Annotated in this window: 17 protein-coding genes; 7 read left to right on the forward strand and 10 right to left on the reverse strand. The window is 67.2% G+C overall.

Annotated elements, in window-relative coordinates; genetic code table 11:
- Positions 1-240 precede the first annotated feature (240 nt).
- From J3R73_RS09000 to J3R73_RS09020, 5 genes are all read left to right on the forward strand, one after another.
- Positions 241-975: an aspartate/glutamate racemase family protein gene (locus tag J3R73_RS09000; RefSeq protein ID WP_307425269.1), complete on the forward strand. Its 735-nt coding sequence runs from the start codon at positions 241-243 to the stop codon at positions 973-975.
- Positions 976-1,012: 37 nt separating this feature from the next.
- Positions 1,013-2,137 (forward strand): aldo/keto reductase, encoded by a 1,125-nt coding sequence (locus J3R73_RS09005; RefSeq protein WP_307425271.1) that lies wholly within the window; start codon positions 1,013-1,015, stop codon positions 2,135-2,137.
- 267 nt (positions 2,138-2,404) lie between these two features.
- Positions 2,405-2,656 carry a type II toxin-antitoxin system ParD family antitoxin gene (locus J3R73_RS09010; protein ID WP_307425273.1) on the forward strand — a complete coding sequence of 84 codons (252 nt, stop codon included), beginning with the start codon at positions 2,405-2,407 and terminating at the stop codon, positions 2,654-2,656.
- A complete protein-coding gene (locus tag J3R73_RS09015) occupies positions 2,653-2,943 on the forward strand; it encodes a type II toxin-antitoxin system RelE/ParE family toxin (protein WP_307425275.1) in 291 nt (96 codons plus the stop codon). Before J3R73_RS09010 ends, J3R73_RS09015 begins: the two co-directional genes overlap by 4 nt.
- A gap of 177 nt (positions 2,944-3,120) precedes the next feature.
- Positions 3,121-3,762, forward strand: coding sequence for an alpha/beta hydrolase family protein (locus tag J3R73_RS09020; protein ID WP_307425277.1), 642 nt, complete (start codon positions 3,121-3,123; stop codon positions 3,760-3,762).
- Positions 3,763-3,796: 34 nt separating this feature from the next.
- Here J3R73_RS09020 and J3R73_RS09025 read toward each other — a convergent pair whose 3' ends face one another.
- The 10 genes from J3R73_RS09025 to J3R73_RS09070 form a co-directional block, all read right to left on the reverse strand.
- Positions 3,797-5,422 (reverse strand): NAD(P)/FAD-dependent oxidoreductase, encoded by a 1,626-nt coding sequence (locus J3R73_RS09025; protein WP_307425279.1) that lies wholly within the window; start codon positions 5,420-5,422, stop codon positions 3,797-3,799.
- A gap of 57 nt (positions 5,423-5,479) precedes the next feature.
- Entirely contained in the window at positions 5,480-6,538 is a 1,059-nt protein-coding gene (locus J3R73_RS09030; protein ID WP_307425281.1) for an ABC transporter ATP-binding protein, read from the reverse strand.
- Positions 6,525-7,304 carry an ABC transporter permease gene (locus tag J3R73_RS09035; protein WP_307425283.1) on the reverse strand — a complete coding sequence of 260 codons (780 nt, stop codon included), beginning with the start codon at positions 7,302-7,304 and terminating at the stop codon, positions 6,525-6,527. Before J3R73_RS09035 ends, J3R73_RS09030 begins: the two co-directional genes overlap by 14 nt.
- A 9-nt stretch (positions 7,305-7,313) precedes the next feature.
- Positions 7,314-8,210, reverse strand: a complete 897-nt coding sequence (locus J3R73_RS09040; RefSeq protein WP_307425286.1) for an ABC transporter permease — start codon at positions 8,208-8,210, stop codon at positions 7,314-7,316.
- Between the two features lie 209 nt (positions 8,211-8,419).
- Positions 8,420-9,487 carry an ABC transporter substrate-binding protein gene (locus tag J3R73_RS09045; RefSeq protein WP_307425289.1) on the reverse strand — a complete coding sequence of 356 codons (1,068 nt, stop codon included), beginning with the start codon at positions 9,485-9,487 and terminating at the stop codon, positions 8,420-8,422.
- A 126-nt stretch (positions 9,488-9,613) separates the two neighbouring features.
- Entirely contained in the window at positions 9,614-10,558 is a 945-nt protein-coding gene (locus J3R73_RS09050; protein ID WP_307425291.1) for a PfkB family carbohydrate kinase, read from the reverse strand.
- A complete protein-coding gene (locus J3R73_RS09055; protein ID WP_307425294.1) occupies positions 10,555-11,580 on the reverse strand; it encodes an ADP-ribosylglycohydrolase family protein in 1,026 nt (341 codons plus the stop codon). Before J3R73_RS09055 ends, J3R73_RS09050 begins: the two co-directional genes overlap by 4 nt.
- Before the next feature lie 3 nt (positions 11,581-11,583).
- Positions 11,584-12,309 carry a GntR family transcriptional regulator gene (locus tag J3R73_RS09060; protein ID WP_307425296.1) on the reverse strand — a complete coding sequence of 242 codons (726 nt, stop codon included), beginning with the start codon at positions 12,307-12,309 and terminating at the stop codon, positions 11,584-11,586.
- An 86-nt stretch (positions 12,310-12,395) separates the two neighbouring features.
- Positions 12,396-13,427, reverse strand: a complete 1,032-nt coding sequence (locus tag J3R73_RS09065) for an aldo/keto reductase (RefSeq protein WP_307425298.1) — start codon at positions 13,425-13,427, stop codon at positions 12,396-12,398.
- Positions 13,428-13,865: 438 nt separating this feature from the next.
- The gene (locus tag J3R73_RS09070) at positions 13,866-15,662 is read right to left on the reverse strand and encodes an NAD(P)/FAD-dependent oxidoreductase (RefSeq protein ID WP_307425301.1); all 1,797 of its coding nucleotides are present in this window, start codon (positions 15,660-15,662) and stop codon (positions 13,866-13,868) included.
- A 207-nt stretch (positions 15,663-15,869) separates the two neighbouring features.
- Between J3R73_RS09070 and J3R73_RS09075 the strand changes: the two genes are divergently transcribed.
- Both J3R73_RS09075 and J3R73_RS09080 read left to right on the forward strand, forming a co-directional pair.
- Positions 15,870-16,949 (forward strand): IS5 family transposase, encoded by a 1,080-nt coding sequence (locus tag J3R73_RS09075; protein WP_307424647.1) that lies wholly within the window; start codon positions 15,870-15,872, stop codon positions 16,947-16,949.
- 207 nt (positions 16,950-17,156) lie between these two features.
- Positions 17,157-18,112, forward strand: a protein-coding gene (locus J3R73_RS09080; protein WP_307421350.1) for an IS630 family transposase whose coding sequence is annotated in 2 segments (ribosomal slippage) — positions 17,157-17,505 and positions 17,505-18,112 — 957 coding nt in all. Because the reading frame shifts where the segments join, the coding sequence is not laid out codon by codon here.
- Positions 18,113-18,250 lie beyond the last annotated feature (138 nt).

Here is an 18,250-nt window from a genome sequence, read left to right on the forward strand (position 1 = left end):
GTGTGCCGGTCGGGGACCGGCGCACCGGTGGGCGGGGTTGCGGCCCCGCCTCCTGCGACTTCGGTATACCCGTCCCGGCAGGGCGGACTTCCAGTCCGCTCTTTGGGCAGCAGGCGCAGCGGCTCCGTGCCGGTCCGGAGACCGGCACACCGGTGGGCGGGTCACCCGACCCGCCTTCTTCCCTCCCGGCGCTGGCCCGGGGGTGGAAATCCTCCCTCATCGTCACGAAACGGATGCGCCATGACGGTCTACAGCATTTCCCGCAAGAGCCAGTCCTGGTACGGCGAATCGATCGGCATCCTGATCCTCGACGCCGCCTATCCCTGCGTGCCCGGCAATGTCGGCAACGCCACTACCTATGATTTCCCGGTGCGCTACCAGGAAGTCAGGGGCGCCTCGATCGACCGGCTGCTCAACCAGCGCGACCCGGAACTGCTCGACGCCTTCATCGAGGCGGCGACCGAGCTGCGCGACCGCGGCGTCAAGGCGATCACCGGCGCCTGCGGCTTCATGGCCTATTTCCAGGAGGAGGTGGCGGCGGCGGTCGACATCCCCGTCTTCCTGTCGAGCCTGATGCAGATCCCCTTCATCCATGCCGTCACCAACAAGCCGATCGGCATCGTCACCGCCAATGCCGAACGCCTGACGCCGCGCCATTTCGAGGCGAGCCGCATCGCCTCGTCCATCCCGCTGGTCGTCGCCGGCATGCAGGACCAGACCGAGTTCCGCGAGGCGATCCTCGAAGAGAAGGGCACGCTCGATTCGGCGGCGATCGAGCGCGAGGTGGTCGGCGTCGCCGGGCGCATGATCGAGGCTCATCCCGAGATCGGGGCGATCCTGCTCGAATGCAGCGACCTGCCGCCCTATGCCCACGCCATCCAGGCGGCGACGGGCCGGCCGGTGTTCGACTTCATCACCATGATCAATTACGTGCAGGCCAGCGTCGCCCGCCGCCCCTATGCGGGCAGCATGTAACCCGTCAAAGGCGCCCGGCGCGCAGGAGGCTGACGACATGGCGCTCGACCATTATTACCTGCTCGGCCGCTCGGGCCTGCGTGTCAGCCGCCTCGCCCTGGGCACCATGACCTTCGGAACGGAGGGCATACGCGGCATTTCGGGCGCATGGGGGGCGCCGAAGGAGGTCTCGCGGGCGATCTTCGACCGCTACATCGAGGCCGGCGGCAATTTCATCGACACGGCGGATTCCTACACCGCCGGCACCAGCGAGACGATGATCGGCGAATTCGTCGCCGAGAAGGGCCTGCGCGACCGCGTCGTCATCGCCACCAAATTCAGCAACAACCTCGATCCCGGCAATCCCAATGCCGGCGGCAACGGGCGCAAGAACATGATGCGCGCCGTCGAGGCCTCGCTCCGCCGGCTGCGCACCGACTATATCGACCTCTACCTGCTGCACACCTGGGACCGCATCACCCCGGCCGAGGAGGTGATGCGCGGCTTCGACGATCTCGTCCGGGCCGGCAAGATCCGCTATGCCGGCCTGTCGGACGTGCCCGGCTGGTACGCCGCCCGGGCCCAGACCTGGGCGGAGGCGCATGCGCTGGCCCCGATCGTCAGCCTGCAGCTGCCCTATTCGCTCATCGACCGGGCGATCGAGCAGGAATTCGTGCCCCTGGGCCAGCATCTCGGCATCGGCCTCACCGCCTGGAGCCCGCTCGGCATGGGCATGCTCTCGGGCAAATATCGTCCGGGCGGCAGCGGGGAGGGGCGGCTGACGCTGCACGAGGGCAGCGGCGGCCTCGGCCATTTCACCGAACGCAACTGGCGCATCGTCGCCGTGCTGGAACAGGTCGCCGCCGAACTCGGCCGCAGCATGGCGCAAATCGCCCTCAACTGGGCGGCGAACCGCCCCGGCATCGGCGCGGCGATCATCGGCGCCAGCAAGGCGAGCCAGATCGAGGACAACCTCACGGCGCTGGACTTCGCCATCCCCGACCCGCTGCGCGCCCGGCTGGACGAGGCGAGCGCCGTGGCGCCGACCTATCCCTATGCCCTCTTCACCGACGCCTATCAGGCGGGCATCCTCAACCCCGGCTGCACGGTCGGCGACAAGCCGGCCGGCTATGCGCCGCCGGTGCTCGCCGAGAAGATCGAGGATTTCGCCTTCCGGGCGTGAGAGGCCGGCTGGGTTGCGGGTGAAATCCCAGTCGGTTCAATCGCAGGGTCATTGCCGCCAGGTCACGGAAAAGCATCACGATTGGAGAGAAATGCCTCGATCCTGATTCCGGGCATTGTTCCCTGCGCCGGGGGCGGGCCGGAACGGCGACAGCAGCGAACGGTGTGTCGCGCTTGCCGGAGCCACAGGAGCTTGCCGACAGCCAAAGACGGGTTCGCCATTGCAGCCGATACTAGTTCCTAGTAATCTTCTCGCTGGAGAGATGCGATGAGCAAAACCACGTCGTTCAGCCTCGGTGACCATTTCATGGGCTTCATCAGCGGACAGGTCGAGCAGGGACGTTATGGCTCGGCCAGCGAGGTCGTACGAGCCGGCTTGCGTCTGCTCGAAGAGCAGGAGGCCCGCCTGGCCGCTTTGCGAGCCGCTCTGATAGAGGGTGAGAACAGCGGTGTTTCGACGCCCTTTGATTTCGATGCTTTCATAGCCGGTAAGCGGGACAGGGGCGGCTCGGAGACGTGAACCCCTATGTTCTTTCCCCGCGCGCGCATGCGGATCTCCATGAAATCTGGGATTATACGCAGGTGCGTTGGAGCGGTGCCCAAGCCGAGGCCTATATTCGGAACATTCAAGGGGCGATCGAGGCCGTGGCGGCAAATCCACAGCGGGGGCGTCGCTGCGACGAGATACGAGCCGGATACATGAAATTTTCCGTAGGAGCGCACGTCTTGTTTTATCGCGTCTCCGCAGGACGATTGGACGTCGTGCGCATCCTGCATCAGAGGATGGATTTCGGGAGCCGTTTATAGGCGGCAATTGCCCAGCCTATATGGTCCCCTCATCCGCTTGGGAGCTTGCTCGACGGTAACCCGTCGCTGAAGGGACCGAGCGACATCGCGGAATGCCAAGCGACCAGGCGGCAAGGTCGTCCTGGTGCCACGACGGCGGATAGGTTCTCAAACGCCTTGCAAAACGAGGGCCTGTGAATGGCGACGGTCTTCCTCCATGACGGCCCCGACGATGCCGGATACACCATCCTCCTGGCCCACGGTGCCGGCGCACCGATGGATTCGCCGTGGATGAACGCCGCCGCCGCGGCGCTGGCCGGGGCGGGACTGCGCGTCGTCCGCTTCGAGTTCGGCTATATGGCGGCACGCCGGACGTCGGCGGGGCGCAAGCCGCCGCCGCGGGCGGAGACGCTGACGTCGGAATATCTCGCCGCTGTCGACGCCCTCGATGCCAGGGGAGCGGTGGTCATCGGCGGCAAGTCGATGGGTGGGCGCGTGGCCAGCATGGTCGCCGACGAGCTGCACGCCGCCGGCCGGATCGCCGGCCTGCTGTGCCTCGGCTATCCCTTCCATCCTCCCGGCAAGCCGGCGCAACTGCGCACCGCGCATCTCGCCGCGATGACGACGCCGGCCCTGATCGCGCAGGGCACGCGCGATCCGTTCGGAACCCGCGAGGACGTCCGCGGCTATGCGCTGTCGAAGGCGATCGAGCTGCTGTGGCTGGAGGACGGCGACCATGACCTCAAGCCGCGCAGAAACGTCTCGGGCCTGACGATGGACGACAATCTGGGCAGGCTGGCGGCCGGGGTCGCGGCCTGGGCGGGGCGGATCGGGCCGTAGAAGAAACAGGCAGCCGCGAGGCGCGTATGCTCGGTCACGCCGCGCCGACAAGGCTCTGTGCCACCGCCTCCGCCACCCTGATGCCGTCCACCGCCGCGGAGAGGATGCCGCCGGCATAGCCCGCGCCTTCGCCGGCCGGGAAGAGGCCGGCGGTGTTGAGGCTCTGGAAATCCTTGCCGCGGCCGATGCGGACAGGGGAGGAGGTGCGGGTCTCCACTCCGGTCATCACCGCGTCGGGATGGTCGTAGCGCGGGATCTGGCGGCCGAAGGCGGGAAGCGCTTCCCGCAGGGCCTCGACGGCGAAGCCGGGCAGGCATTCGGCGAGGTCCGTCAGATGGACCCCCGGCTTGTAGGAGGGGATGACCTCGCCGAATTCGGTCGAGGCGCGCCCGGCGAGGAAGTCGCCGACCTTCTGGCCCGGCGCCTCATAGGTCGAGCCGCCCGCGACATAGGCGAGCGATTCCCAGTGCCGCTGCAACTCGATGCCGGCGAGCGGGTGGCCGGGATAGTCGCGGGCGGGATCGATGCCGACGACGAGGCCGGAATTGGCGTTGAACTCCTGGCGCGAATATTGGCTCATGCCGTTGGTGACCACGCGGCCGGGCTCGGACGTCGCCGCCACCACGCGGCCGCCCGGGCACATGCAGAAGCTGTAGACCGTCCGCCCGTTGCGGCAGTGATGCGACAGGCTGTAGGCGGCGGCGCCGAGGTCGGGATGGCCGGCGCAGGCGCCGAAGCGTGCTCTGTCGATCCAGGACTGCGGATGCTCGATGCGCACGCCGATCGAGAAGGGCTTGGCTTCGATGTGCACCCCGCGGCCGTACAGCATGCCGAAGGTGTCGCGCGCGCTGTGGCCGACCGCGAGGACGACACGGTCGGCTTCGAGGTAGCTGCCGTCGTGCAGATGCAGGCCGCGCACGCGGCGGATGCCGTCGGCGCCGGCGGCGATATCGAGATCCTCGACGCGGTGCCCGAAGCGGTATTCGCCGCCGAGGGCCTCGATCGTGCTCCGCATATGCTCCACCATCGTCACCAGGCGGAAGGTGCCGATATGCGGATGGGCCTCGGTCAGGATTTCCGGCGGCGCGCCGGCCGCGACGAATTCGGTCAGCACCTTGCGGCCGAGATGGCGCGGATCCTTGATCTGGCTGTAGAGCTTACCGTCCGAGAAGGTGCCGGCGCCGCCCTCGCCGAACTGGACGTTGGATTCGGGATCGAGCACGCCGCGCCGCCACAGGCCCCAGGTGTCCCTGGTGCGCTCGCGCACCACCCTGCCGCGCTCCAGGATGATGGGGCGAAAGCCCATCTGGGCCAGGATCAGGGTGGCGAACAGGCCGCAGGGGCCGGCGCCGATGACCACGGGGCGCGGCCCGCCGCTATTCGCAGGCGCCTTGCCGACGAAGCGATAGCCGGTGTCGGGCGCGGGCTGGACGTGGTGATCGCCGGCAAAGCGGGCGAGGACCGCGGCTTCGTCTCTCAGCGTCACGTCGACCGAATAGACCATCAGGATGGCGGACTTCCGGCGTGCGTCATTGGCGCGCCGGGCGACGGCAAAATCGATCATGTCCGCCGGCTCGATGTCCAGGCGCTCGCGGATGGCGGCAGGCAACGCTTCGGGCGCATGGCCGAGCGGCAGCTTCAGTTCGGTGAGACGCAGCATGGCGTTGCTTTAGCGGCCCGCCAACCGCCATGCAATGCGGGCCGCCGCAGGGTGGTCTCAATCGGCGACCAGCACCGTGTGTTCGGGCGACCATGCCAGCGTCGCGGCCTGTCCGACCGCCGGCACGCTGGCCTCGCGGTTCTGCGCCAGGACCTTGATCGGGGTGCCGTCCGGGCCCTCGGCAAGGAAGGTCGAGACGGAGCCGGCATAGATCACCTCCCGCAGGATGACGGCGCAGCTGTTCTGCCCGCGCTCCTCGGGCGTTCCCTGCGGCAGCAGGCGCATCTTCTCCGGCCGCACGGCCGCGGTGACCCGGGTGCCCGGCGAGGGCAGCCTGTCGGCGGTGCGGATCAGCCCGCCCGCTGCCTCGATGCCGTCGGCGCCCGCCGTTCCCGTGAAGAAATTGGCGTCGCCGAGGAAGGAGGCGGCAAAGCGCGTGCGCGGGCGCTCATAGATGTCGAGCGGGGCGCCTTCCTGCACGATGTGGCCGCGATCGAGGATCGCCACCGTGTCGGACAGGGTCAGCGCCTCCTCCTGGTCGTGGGTGACGAAGATGGTGGTGAGGCCGCTCTCGCGCTGGATGCGGCGAAGCTCGATCTGCATGTCCTGGCGCAGGCGCCGGTCGAGCGCCGACAGCGGCTCGTCCAGCAGCAGCACGCGCGGCTTGGTGACGATGGCCCGGGCGAGGGCGACGCGCTGCTGCTGGCCGCCGGACAACTGCCGGGGCTTGCGTTGTTCCAACCCCGTCAGGTGGACCATTTCCAGCGCTTCGGCGACCTGCCGGCGCGCCGCCTCGCCCCGGATGCCGCGGCGGTTGAGGCCGAAGACGACATTGTCCTGCACGCTCATATGCGGGAACAGCGCATAGGACTGAAAGACCATGCCGACCTTGCGCTGCCAGAGCGGGACGTGGGTGACGTCTTCGCCGCCGAAGCGGACCGCGCCTTCGTCCGGTTCGATGAAGCCGCCGATGATGCGCAGCAGCGTGGTCTTGCCGGAGCCCGACGGGCCGAGCAGGCTGGTGAACTGCCCCGCCTTGAAGGAGGCGCTGACCTGGTCGAGCACGCGCAGCGTGCCGTAACCCTTGCCGATGGAAGAGACGTCAACGCCGATCACGGTTTCCTCCGAGGTTGGACAATTGCGCGAAGACGAGCACGAGAACCGCGGACACGCCGAGGAAGATCGCCGAGATCGCGTTGATCTCGGGGGTGAAGCCCTTGCGGATCGACGTGTAGATCTCGACCGGCAGCGTGCTGACGCCCGGGGTCGCCAGGAAATAGGACACCACGAACTGATCGAGCGACACCGCGAAGGCGAAGAGCAGCGCTGCGACGATGCTCGGGGCCAGCAGGGGCAGGGTGATCGCGAAGAAGGCGTGGAGCGGCGTTGAGCCGAGGCTCATCGCCGCCTCCTCGAGCTCGGCGCGCAGGTTCTGCATGCCGGCGCCGACGATGAGCACGACATAGGGAATGGCGAGCGCGACATGGCCGATCAGCATGGCGTGGAGGCCCCGGCCGATGCCGGTCCAGAAGAAGAACAGCAGCATGGCGGTGCCGGTGATCAGCCAGGGGATGGCGATCGGCGGCAGGAGCAGCACCTTCAGCAGCGACTGCCCGCGGAAGCTGCGCCGGTTGAGCGCGAGCGAGGCGAGGGTGCCGACGGCGGTCGCGATCACCGCGGTCGCCAGGGCGAGGACGAGGCTGTTGGAGGTCGCCGCCAGCAGCGGACCGTTCTGCGCCAGCACGCCGAACCAGTGGAAGGTCGGTTCGAGCGGCAGCGTGTAGAGCGGCGAGGCGTTGAAGGCCATCGCCACCATCACCGCGATCGGCAGATAGAGGAAGACGAGGGTCGCCGCCAGGAAGGCCCGTCCCAATGCGATCATGCCGGGCTCCTATTGCAGGGCGCCGCCGGCGCGCAGGACGCGCGCGGAGGCGGCGAAGATGACGAGGACGACGGCGAGCATGATGAAGGACAGGGCCGCCCCGAGCGGCCAGTTGAAGGCCGCGGTGAACTGGTCCTCGATCACCGTGCCCATGGTCACGCCGATGCGTCCGCCGAGGATGCGCGGCTCCATGAAGCTGCCGATCACCGGCACGAAGATCAGGATCGAGCCGGAGATCAGGCCCGGCAGCGACAAAGGCAGCAGGATCTTCCAGAACACCACCGGCGTGCGGGCGCCCAGGCTGCGCGCCGCCTCGACATAGCCGTCCTCGATGGCGGAGGCGGAGAGATAGCAGGTGAGGATCATGTAGGGCAGGTAGGCGTGCACCAGCCCGATGATGATCGCGGGGAAACTGTAGAGCAGCGAGAAGGCCGGCGCGCCGGGGATGACGAGATGGAGGGCGTAGTCGAGCAGGCCGCCTTCGCGCAGCACCATGGTCCAGGAGAACACCCGCACCAGGCCGTTGGTCCAGAACGGCAGGATGATCAGCAGGAAGAGCACATGCTTTGAGCGCCCGCTGGTCGCCCGGGCCAGAGCGAGCGCGGCCGGCAGGCCGATGACGGCGCACAGGCCCGTGGTCCACAGCCCGATCCGGATCGAGGTCCAGGCGACGTCGAAGAGATAGGGCCGGTTGATGAAGGCGAGATAGTTGTTGACCGTGTAGAACAGCGGCCGGCCGGGGAGGGGCGAGGTCTTCAGGAAGCTGAAGAACAGCATGGCGCAGAGCGGCAGGAACACCGCCAGCAGGAGCCAGCCATAGGCCGGCGCCAGCAGGGCCGCCGTCGCCCAGCCCTGGCGCCGGCGGCGGGCGGGTCTCGGGATGTTCACCTCGACTTCATGGGCCATCGGCATGGTCGCCCGGGCTGGAGGAACGTGTTGGGATGTGGCGCGATCTCCTTCTCCCGAATGGGAGAAGGTGGCGCGCAGCGCCGGATGAGGGTCTGGCGTTCGACGATTTGAGCGAGGACTCGCAGAGTCCCGCTTGTCCAGGTTTCGTCCCTCATCCGCCTGCCGGCACCTTCTCCCGAACGGGAGAAGGATCCAATCCGGCTATCCTATTTCGCGTAGAACGCCTTCACTTCCTCCCAGGCGTCGTTGAAGGCCTGGCGCCGGTCGTCCGGCAGGGCCGACATGAATTGCAGCTTGCTCAGATAGTCTTCCTTGTGGATCTGGCGGTTGAGGTCGTCGGCCGGCAGCTTCGCCATGGCCGCCTGGTTGGCCGAGGCCGGCGCGCCCGACTCGTTCGCCCAGGTCAGATAGAAGGTCGGGTCGATCATGTAGTCGATGAACTTCAGCGCATCGTCCTTCTTCGTGCTGGAGGTGGGGACGGCGAGGCTGTCGAGCCAGCCGATCGCGCCCTCCTTCGGGATGATGAATTCGGCCGGCAGCTTGCTGACATGGATCGAGCGCACCACCGCGCCCGACCAGTAGACCGAGATGTCGAAGGCGTTGGCCGCGAAGGCCTTGTTCCATTCGTCCTCGCTCGACCATGTCAGCTTGACGTTGGGCTTCATCGCCTTGAGCTTGTCGACGATCGCCTTGAGGTCCTTGGGATCGTTGATGTCCTGGCCCGTCAGCAGGGCCCCGATGCCGATTTCGGTGACCGCGTCGTCGAACAAAGCGAGGCGGCCGGCATATTTCGGATCGGTGAAGATCGACCAGCTGTCGGCGGCGATGCCCTTGCGCACGGTGAGCGAATTCATGCCCCACAGCCAGGACAGGCCGTAGGCCTTGCCGTCGACCGTCAGGTTGGCGTGGTTCTTCAAGGCGGGCGCAAGGCCGGCCGAATTCGGCACCTTGGCGAAATCGATCGGATCGATCAGGCCTTCGCTCTCAGCCTGCTGGATGCGCGCCGAGTTGATCAGCACCACGTCATAGGCGCCGGGATTGGTGCGCAGCTTGGTCAGCATCTCCGGTTCGGAGTTGAAATAATCGTGCTTGACGGTGATGCCGGTCTTGTCGGCGAAGGCCTTGAGGGCGAAGGCTTCGTCGGTGCCGTAGCCCTTCCAGTTGAGGACGATGATTTCCTTGGCGTCGGCAAAGCCGGGCCGCGCCCAGGCCCCGGCGATGGCGGCGCCGCCGAGGGCGGCCGTGAAGCGGCGGCGTGTGATCTGATAGGTCATGGTTTCGTTCCCTGGCTCGATGATGACGGACGAATTCACGCGGGTTCGGTCTTGTCGTTCTGCCGTGTCCTGGGCGTTCGCCTCTCCTGCGAGAGATTCGCCCTATCTTCTTGTATTCCCGGCCTTTCAGGCCGCGATAAAAGCCTCCAGCTCCGCGGTGCCCGGCGCCGTCGCCGGCCCGCGCCGCGTCACCGCGAGAGCGGCGGCGGCGTTGGCGCGCCGGGCGGCCTGCGGCGGGTCGAGACCCGCGGCGAGGGAGGCGACGAACACGCCGGTGTGGGCGTCGCCCGCGCCGGTCGAATCCACCATGCGCACGGCGGGCGCCGGCACCGAAAGCCCTGCCGGCGGCATGTCCCCGCCGACGAGGAGGCAGCCGGCCGCCCCATCGCGGACGATGAGGAGGGCGGCGGCCGGGAGGCGGCGGGCGATCCGGCCGGCCGCTTCCCGAAGGTCGTCCGAGCCGGCGAGCAGGCCGGCCTCGCGGCGATTGAGCGTGAGCACGTCGACGCGCGCCAGCACCGCATCGGAGACGGAAGGCGGGATGTCGGCGACCAGGGGCCCGGGATCGAGGACGAGCGTCGCGGTCGCCGGCAGCGTCGCGATCCATGCGGCGATGGCGGGGCCGAGCTCGGGGTAGCAGAGGTCGTAGCCGGAGACGAACACCGCGTCGGCCGGCCCGGGCGGCAGGCTGCGCAGGCCGGCGGCGCCGGGACGGGCCTCGACGCCGGGGCTGGTGATGAAGGTGCGTTCGCCGTCCGGCTCGACCAGCACGACGCAGAAGCCGCTGTCGCCCTCGCGGCTCGGCGGCATGAGCGCGGCGATGCCTTCCGCCACGAGATCCGCCCGGATGCGCTCGCCATGGGGGCCGGTGCCGTGCTGCCCGCCGAAGGCGGCTTTGAGGCCGTTGCGGGCCGCCGCCGCCAGGATGTTGAAGCCGCCGCCGGCGCTGACCGTGGCCGGCGAGCCGAGGACGTCGCCGCCGCGCGGCGGCAAGGCGGGCACGTCGATGCGGATGTCGGCGATGATGCTGCCGACCGACAACAGGCGCGTCGGGTTGGGCCTGTGCCTCATGCCGGCCGCGCCCCCAGGCGTGCCGCCACGAGATCGGCCGCGAGCGCATGCACGCCGGCGAGGTCGATGCCCTTCAGGCCCGCGACGGCGTCGGCGGGCAGGCGGGCGAAGCCGGTGCAGGCCCCCGCCACGCCGGCGGCGATCGCCCCGATCGTGTCGGTATCGCCGCCGAGATTGGCGGCGATGATGGCGGCCTGCAGAGGATCGCCCTCCGCGATTTCGAGGACGGCGAAGGCTGCCGGCACCGATTCCTGCGCCGCGACGCCGGTGCCGACGAGGTCGACCACCTGCCCGATCGCCTCGGCTCTCGCCCGGCCGCGGACGAGGCCTTGCGCCCAGTCGATGCGGGCGGCGATGCTGCCGCCGGTGACCCAGTGCCCCCTCGACGCGCCCAGCCTCGCGGCGGCGACGGCGAGGACGGAGGCGGCACGCCAATCGCCGCCCGAGACGCCGCAGCTCACCGCCGCCGCCACCGCGGCGGCCGAGGCGATGGCGATGGCGGTGTTGTGCGTCGCCCGGCAGGTCTCGGCGACCTTGTCGACCAGCGCGTCGAGCGGTTCGGGCGGCATCAGGATGCCGACCGGGGCGATGCGCATCGCCGCGCCGTTGGTGTCGCCGTGGCGGCCCGCCTCCTCGACCGGCACGCCGGCATTGATGGCGTCGATCGCCCGCTTGGTCGAAGGGCCGAGCAGGTCGTAGCTGCCGCGCGCCTTCATGTCCTGCTCCCAGCCGAGCAGCGCGTTCACCCAGCTCTTATGGTCGAAGCGGGGCCCGGATCGCAGGAGCGCCCGACCGAGCAGCAGCGCCTGCTCGGTGTCGTCGGTGACGGCGCCGGCCGGCAGGCCCTTCGAGACGGGGTGGTCGGCGGCCGGCGCGACGAGATGGTCGACGAAGCCGTAGGCGGCCCGGATCTCGCCCGGCGACAGCAATTGCGTCGGCATGCCGAAGGCATCGCCCAGGGCGCCGCCGACCAGCGCGCCCGTGGCGCGGTCGACGAGATCTTCGGGTCGCATGCTCGGCATGGTTCAGAATTCCAGATGGAGCGCGAAATGCGCGGGGTTGAGCAGGCTGGTGACATATTCGATCGGCTGGCCGCCGGCGTCCCGCGCCAGGCGGCGCGAACGCAGGAACGGCGCGCCTTCCGCGCATCCAAGGACGGCGGCGTCCCGGGCGTCGAGCATTTCGATGTCGACCCATTCCTCGCCATGATCGGGCACGACGCCGACGCTGCGCAGCGTCTCGTAGAGCGAGCCTTCGCGCAGGCCCCTCAGCGGGATCTCCTCCAGCTTGGGCGTGAGGGGCAGGCGGCTGCGTTCGATGGAAATGCCGTGTCCGTCGGCCGCGTTGCTGCGCAGGCGGTCGAGCGCGATGAAGAAGGGACTCTCCAAGGCGAGCCTTGCCGCCAGATCGGGATCCTCGATGATCTCGAGCCTGAGGATGCGGGTCTCGGCATTGGCGCCGACATCGGCGAGCGCCCGCGACCAGCCGACGGCGTCGTCGACGATCTTGCCGTCGAAGGTGACGAAGGATCCGATGCCGACCCTGGTGGCGATCAGGCCGCGGTTCGAGAGTTCTTCGAGGCCCTTGCGGACAGTATTGCGGCTGGCGGAAAAGCGCTGGACGAGTTCGCTCTCGCTTTGGAGGCGGTCGCCGAAGCCCAGCTTGCCCGAACGGATCTCCTGTTCGAGCGCCGTCGCGATCTGTGCGGGCTTGCTTGCTCCGGGGGCTGTCCTGGCGACGGATCGCGCCATATATGCACCTGTATACTATACTTGTTTACACCTGTTCAATCAGGGGTAGAGCGGCGCGCGGAGGATGTCAATGGCCGGATGCGGGCTCAGGCCGGAACCGGGGCGTCCTCGCGCAGCAGCTTCTCATGCTTCAGTTCGGCCCAGAGGTCGGCGGGGGCGGGATGGGCGAAGGCGGCGAGGTTCTGGGCGACCTGCCGCCGGCTGATCGCGCCGGGAATGACCGAGGCGACGAGGGGATGGCCGAGCGGGAACTGCAGCGCGGCCGCCGCCAGCGGCACCCCGTGGCGCCGGCACACCGCCTCCATCCTGGCGACCTTGTCGAGGATCTCCGGCCCGGCCGGCGCGTAATTGTGCATGGCGCCGGGCACCGCTCCGGTGGCGAGGATGCCCGAATTATAGGTGCCGCCGATGACGATGCCGACGCCGCGCTCGGCGCAGCGCGGAAACTCGGCGTCCAGCACGTCCTGCTCGAGCAGGGTGTAGCGCATGGCGATCAGGAAGAAGTCGATGTCGAACAGGTCGAGATAGCGCGGAATCGTCCCCATCGTGTTGAAGCCGGCGCCGATGCCCTTGATCACGCCCTGGTCGCGCAACTCCTCCAGGGCCCGCCAGCCGCTGGTATAGAGCTGGTTCATATAGGCGCCGACCTTGGCCTCGAGCTTGAAATGCCAGGGATCGAGGTCATGGATGAGAAGCACATCGATGCGGTTGATGCCGAGGCGCTGCAGGCTGTCCTCGAAGGAGCGCATGATGCCATCATAGCTGTAGTCGAACACCGCATCGAATTCGAGACCGCCGAGCCAGTCGCCGCGTTCGAACGGGCCCGGCTTCAGCGGCCGGCGGAGCGTGCGGCCGACCTTGCTGGAGATCACGAATTCCCCGCGCGGGCGGCGGTAGAGCGCGCGGCCGACACGATGTTCGGCCTGTCCCTTGCCGTACCAGGGCGAGGTATCGAAATAACGGATGCCGCCGTCCCATGCGGCCTGGAGCAGCGCCTCCGCCTCGTCGTCCTCGACCACGTCGAAGAGATCGCCGAGCGGGGCGGTGCCCAGCCCGAGCTCCGAGACCGAGACAGGGGCTCGGCCGAGGCGGCGGGTCTTCAAGGCGGAAACCGTCATGGGGTGTCTCTCCAGGGATGAGGTGTTGCGGCGTGTCCGGATCGTTCTTCCCGGGAGCGCGGACGTCCCGCCCGCCTCTTCCCATCCGCAGGAACGACGGCTGATCGCAGGAAGCATCCCGTGCGTCTGCCGGCGATCGCGGTGCTTCCGGCTGCGGGCGAGACGCCCATAAGCGCTAACTTTGCCGACCATAGCGCGATTTTCCTTCTCCCATGCGGGAGAAGGTGGCGCGAAGCGCCGGATGAGGGTTTAGACTTCCGCAATACCAGCGCGACTATTGAGCTATCTGCGTTGAAGTTTAGACCCTCATCCCCCTGCCGGGACCCCAAGCATTTCCAAAGGAAATGCGGTGTCCCGAGCCGGGAGAAGGCGGATCTTGCCTTTATGTTAGCGCATATGGGCACGACGCCCGCGCTCCCAGGCAGCCTTCCGCACGCCTCAGCTCAGATGGTGCACCTCGGGCATGCCGAAGACCGGGGTCGGCAGGCCTTCCATCCGCGCCTTCAGCTGCAAGGCCAGATATTGGGAATAATGCCGCGACTGGTGCAGGTTGCCGCCATGGAACCACAGGGCTTCCTGCCGCGTCGGCTTCCACATGTTGCGCGGCTCGCCCTCCCAGGGGCCGGGATCCTTGGTGGTGCCGGAGCCGAGTCCCCAGACCTTGCCGACCTTGTCCGCCACCTCCTGCGAGATCAGCTTGCCGGCCCAGCCGTTCATCGAGCCGTAGCCGGTGGCGTAGACGATCAGATCGGCCGGCAGCTCGGTGCCGTCGGCGAGCAGGACGCCGCTTTGCGTGATCTCCCGGATCCCGACGCCGCTCTTCAGCTTGATGTCGCCGTTGGCGATCAGTTCGGAGGCACCGACATCGATGTAGTAGCCCGAGCCGCGGCGCATATATTTGAGGAACAGCCCCGACTCGTCGTCGCCGAAATCGAGCAGGAATCCCACTTTTTCCAGCCGGCGCAGCAGGTCGGCGTCATCGGCCCGGATGGCGGCGGTGACCGGCCTCAGCAGTTCGGGCAACAGGCCATAGGGCACCGACGCGTTGAGCAGGTCCGCCTTGTCGGTGGTGATGCCGCGCTCAAGCGCCGCTTCCGAATAGAGCTTGCTGGTGCCGTGCCGGAACAGCGCGTCCGACGAGGCGACATGGGTGGAGCTGCGCTGCACCATGGTGACGTCGGCGCCATTCTCCCAGAGGTCGGCGCAGATGTCGTGGGCCGAATTGTTCGAGCCGATGACGACGCATTTGCGGCCGCGATAGGCCTCGCTGCTCCGGTAGCGGCTCGAATGATACTGTTCGCCGCCGAAGCGCTGCATGCCCGGAAAATCCGGCTGGTTGGGCAGGCCCGACATGCCCGTGGCCAGCACCAGCTGTCTGGGGTGCAGCGTCACCGGCGTGCCGTCGCGCACGACCTCCACCGTCCATGTGCCGCTGCCGGCGTCGAAGGAGGCCTGCCGGCACGCCGTCGAGGTCCAGACGTCGAGCTCCATGATCCGGGCATAGCTCTCCAGCCAGTCCGCCATCTTGTCCTTGGGCGTGTAGACGGGCCAGTCGCCCGGGAAGGGCAGATAGGGCATGTGGTCGTACCAGACCGGATCGTGCAGGCAGAGCGACTTGTAGCGCCGGCGCCAGGAATCGCCCGGGCGCTCCAGCGCCTCGACCAGGATGGTGGGCACGCCGAGCCGCTTGAGGCGGGCGCCGAGCGCCAGGCCGCCCTGGCCGGCGCCGACGATCAGGCAATAGGGCTGGCGCTCGCGGCCGAGTGCGGCCTCTTCCTCCTGCCGGCGTTCGAGCCAGGTCTTGCGGTTGCGATGGATGCCATGCTCGGCGCCGAAGACGCGGTTGCGCCCCTTCTTCTCCTCGAATCCCTTGAGCTCCTCCATCGAGGTGAGCAGCGTCCATGCCTTGCCGCCCCGCAGGCGCAGATGGGCCTTGCAGCGGGCCGCCTGCGTCTCGAAATCGAACCAGCCTTCGACGACGCCGTCGGCCGTCGCCGTCTCGCCCGAGGGCGCGAAGCCGCTCGGCCGGGCCTGCTCCAGGGTGGCGTCGAGCATCGCCGCCACGGCGGGCTTGCCCTCCGCGGTATGGAGATTCCAGCTGAAGGCGAGAAGGTCGCGCCAGTAGCAGTCGTCGTTGAAGAGAGACAGCACCGCCTGCCTGTCGTTCGCCGCCAATGCGGCGCCGAACTGGTCGAGCCATGTGGAGAGGTGATGCGTCGCCTGTGAGCCATCCATGAGTCGTCTCTTCCCGGAACATGAAACGGGTGCCCTTCTGCGGGAGCACGCCTTGTGACCCGGAGCCTGCGACAGTCGGCAGGCAAGATCAAGCGTCCGAACGACAAATGCCGGGCTTCGAACCCGGGTTAGCAGGCTGCGGAAATTCACTACCCGAAGCGCGAGCGATCTGATTCACTGATTGTTGTGGATTGCTTGGAGGGGCTGATGCGCGGATCGGATGAACAGACGGGTGCGCTCTTTAGTTATCAGAGCCCTGAATCGCTTGTTCCTCGCGATCATCCGCTACGTGCCATCCGCCTTGTGGTGAACGCGGCTCTCGAACGGTTGTCCGAGCCGTTCTCGAAGCTCTATTCGCCGTATGGCCGCGCCTCGATCGCACCGGAGAAACTGCTGCGGGCCTTGTTGGTGCAGGCCTTCTTCGGCATCCGTTCCGAGCGCCAGCTCATGGAGCAGGTGCGCTACAACATGCTGTTCCGCTGGTTCATCGGCCTGTCGATGGATGCGCCGATCTGGGATGTGACGGTGTTCACCAAGAACCGCGACCGGCTTTTGGAGGGCGACATCGCGCGGGAATTTCTGCTTGCGATCCTGGCCGATCCGCAGGTCAAGCCCTTGCTGTCGAGCGAGCATTTTTCGGTGGACGGCACGCTGATCGCCGCCTGGGCGTCGATGAAGAGCTTTCAGCCCAAGGATGGCAGCGGGTCACCGCCCGGGCCGGGCCGCAATGGCGAGCGCGATTTCCGGGGCGAGAAGCGCTCCAACGAGACCCATGAGAGCACCACCGACCCGGATGCCCGGCTTTATCGCAAGGCGGACGGCCAGCCCGCCAAGCTGGCCTATCTCGGCCATGTCCTCATGGAGAACCGCAACGGCCTCATCGTCGATGCCGAACTGACGAAGGCCACCGGCTGGGCCGAGCGGGCGGCGGCCGAGGCGATGATCGAGGACGCCGCGCCGGCCGGCCGTGTCACCCTGGGCGCCGACAAGGCCTATGACGTCGCTGCGCATGTGGCCAGGTTGCGCGCTCTCGGCGTGACGCCGCATGTCGCGCAGAACGCCACCAACCGCCGGTCAGCCATCGATCGGCGCACGACACGCCACCCCGGATATGCCCTCAGCCAGACGATCCGCAAACGCATCGAAGAGCCGTTCGGCTGGATCAAGGAAGCCGGCGGCTTCCGGCAAACAAAACACCGAGGCCAAGAACGGGTCGGATGGATGTTCACTCTCAGAGCCGCAGCCTACAACCTCATCCGACTTCCCAAACTCTTCGCAACGACTTGAACCGGAATACCGGAAAAACGCATCGATACCCGATCCAAATCCGTCAGAAATCCCACTCCAACTGCATGAGCAAAAACGAAAATCACCTATACAGATGTCAATTTCCGCAGCCTGTTAGAGCGGAATTTGTCTGAGTGGAATCGGAAGGGATTCCACTGGATGGCTTAGTGTGATTCATAGGTTTCCGGGCTATTCCGGAGATGAAGCATGACGAAGCGTGGTGAAGCCTATTCGCAGGATTTGCGAGATCGTGTGCTTGGGGCGCTGGATAGCGGGATGTCGGCGAGCACGATCGCACCAATCTTCAGGGTGAGTGTGTCCTACATCTACAAGGCGGCAGCGCGGCGGTGCGCGACGGGGGAGGTCAGTGCCCGCCCCCAGCGCAATCATGTTCCGCTCAAGCTTGCCAAGCATGAAGAGGTTCTGCGGGCCAAGGTCGCGGCGGATCCGGATGCGCGTGTCGCGGATCTGCGGGCCTGGGCGGAGGAAGAATTGGGGGTCAGCATCAGCCATGCCCCGATGTGGCATATGCTCAAGCGGCTTGGGCTGACATATAAAAAAAGACGATCCACGCCAGCGAGCAAAAACGCCCCGATGTCGCGGCCGCTCGCCGCAAATGGCACAGCAACCAAATCTGGCTGAGGCCCTCGCGTCTGGTCTTCATTGACGAGACCTGGGCCTCGACCGCGATGGCGCGCCACTACGGCAGGTGCAAGCGCGGACAGCGCCTGATCGACTACGTGCCGCATGGCCATTGGAAAACCACGACCTTCATTGGCGCTCTGCGCAGCGGGGGATTGACAGCTCCCTGCGTGCTCGACGGCCCAGTCAACGGCGATTGCTTCAAGGCCTATGTCGCGCAGATCCTCGTTCCCACCCTCAATTACGGCGATATCGTCATCATGGACAATCTGAGCAGCCACAAAGTCCCGGGTGTGCGCCAAGCCATCGAGGCCGCAGGGGCGGAACTGCTTTACTTGCCCGCCTACTCCCCCGATCTCAATCCGATCGAGAACCTCTTCGCAAAGCTCAAAGCTCTCCTGCGCGCGGCTGCAACCCGATCCATCCACGATCTCTGGGACGAAATCGCCAAAACTCTCCCGCGCTTCTCCCCGTCCGAATGCAGAAATTACTTCTCTAATGCTGGATATTCTACAGTCTGAACAATTTCGCTCTAATTTTCCGGCATGCCGGCCCCGTTTCGGCGTTACCGCCGGGTGCGGGGACGTCTCGTCCGCTCTTTTCAACCGCAGCCGCTGCGTTCCCCGGCGCGAACGAGACGTCCCGCGCCGGGAAAACAC

Source organism: Labrys monachus, from assembly GCF_030814655.1.
Classification (GTDB): domain Bacteria; phylum Pseudomonadota; class Alphaproteobacteria; order Rhizobiales; family Labraceae; genus Labrys; species Labrys monacha.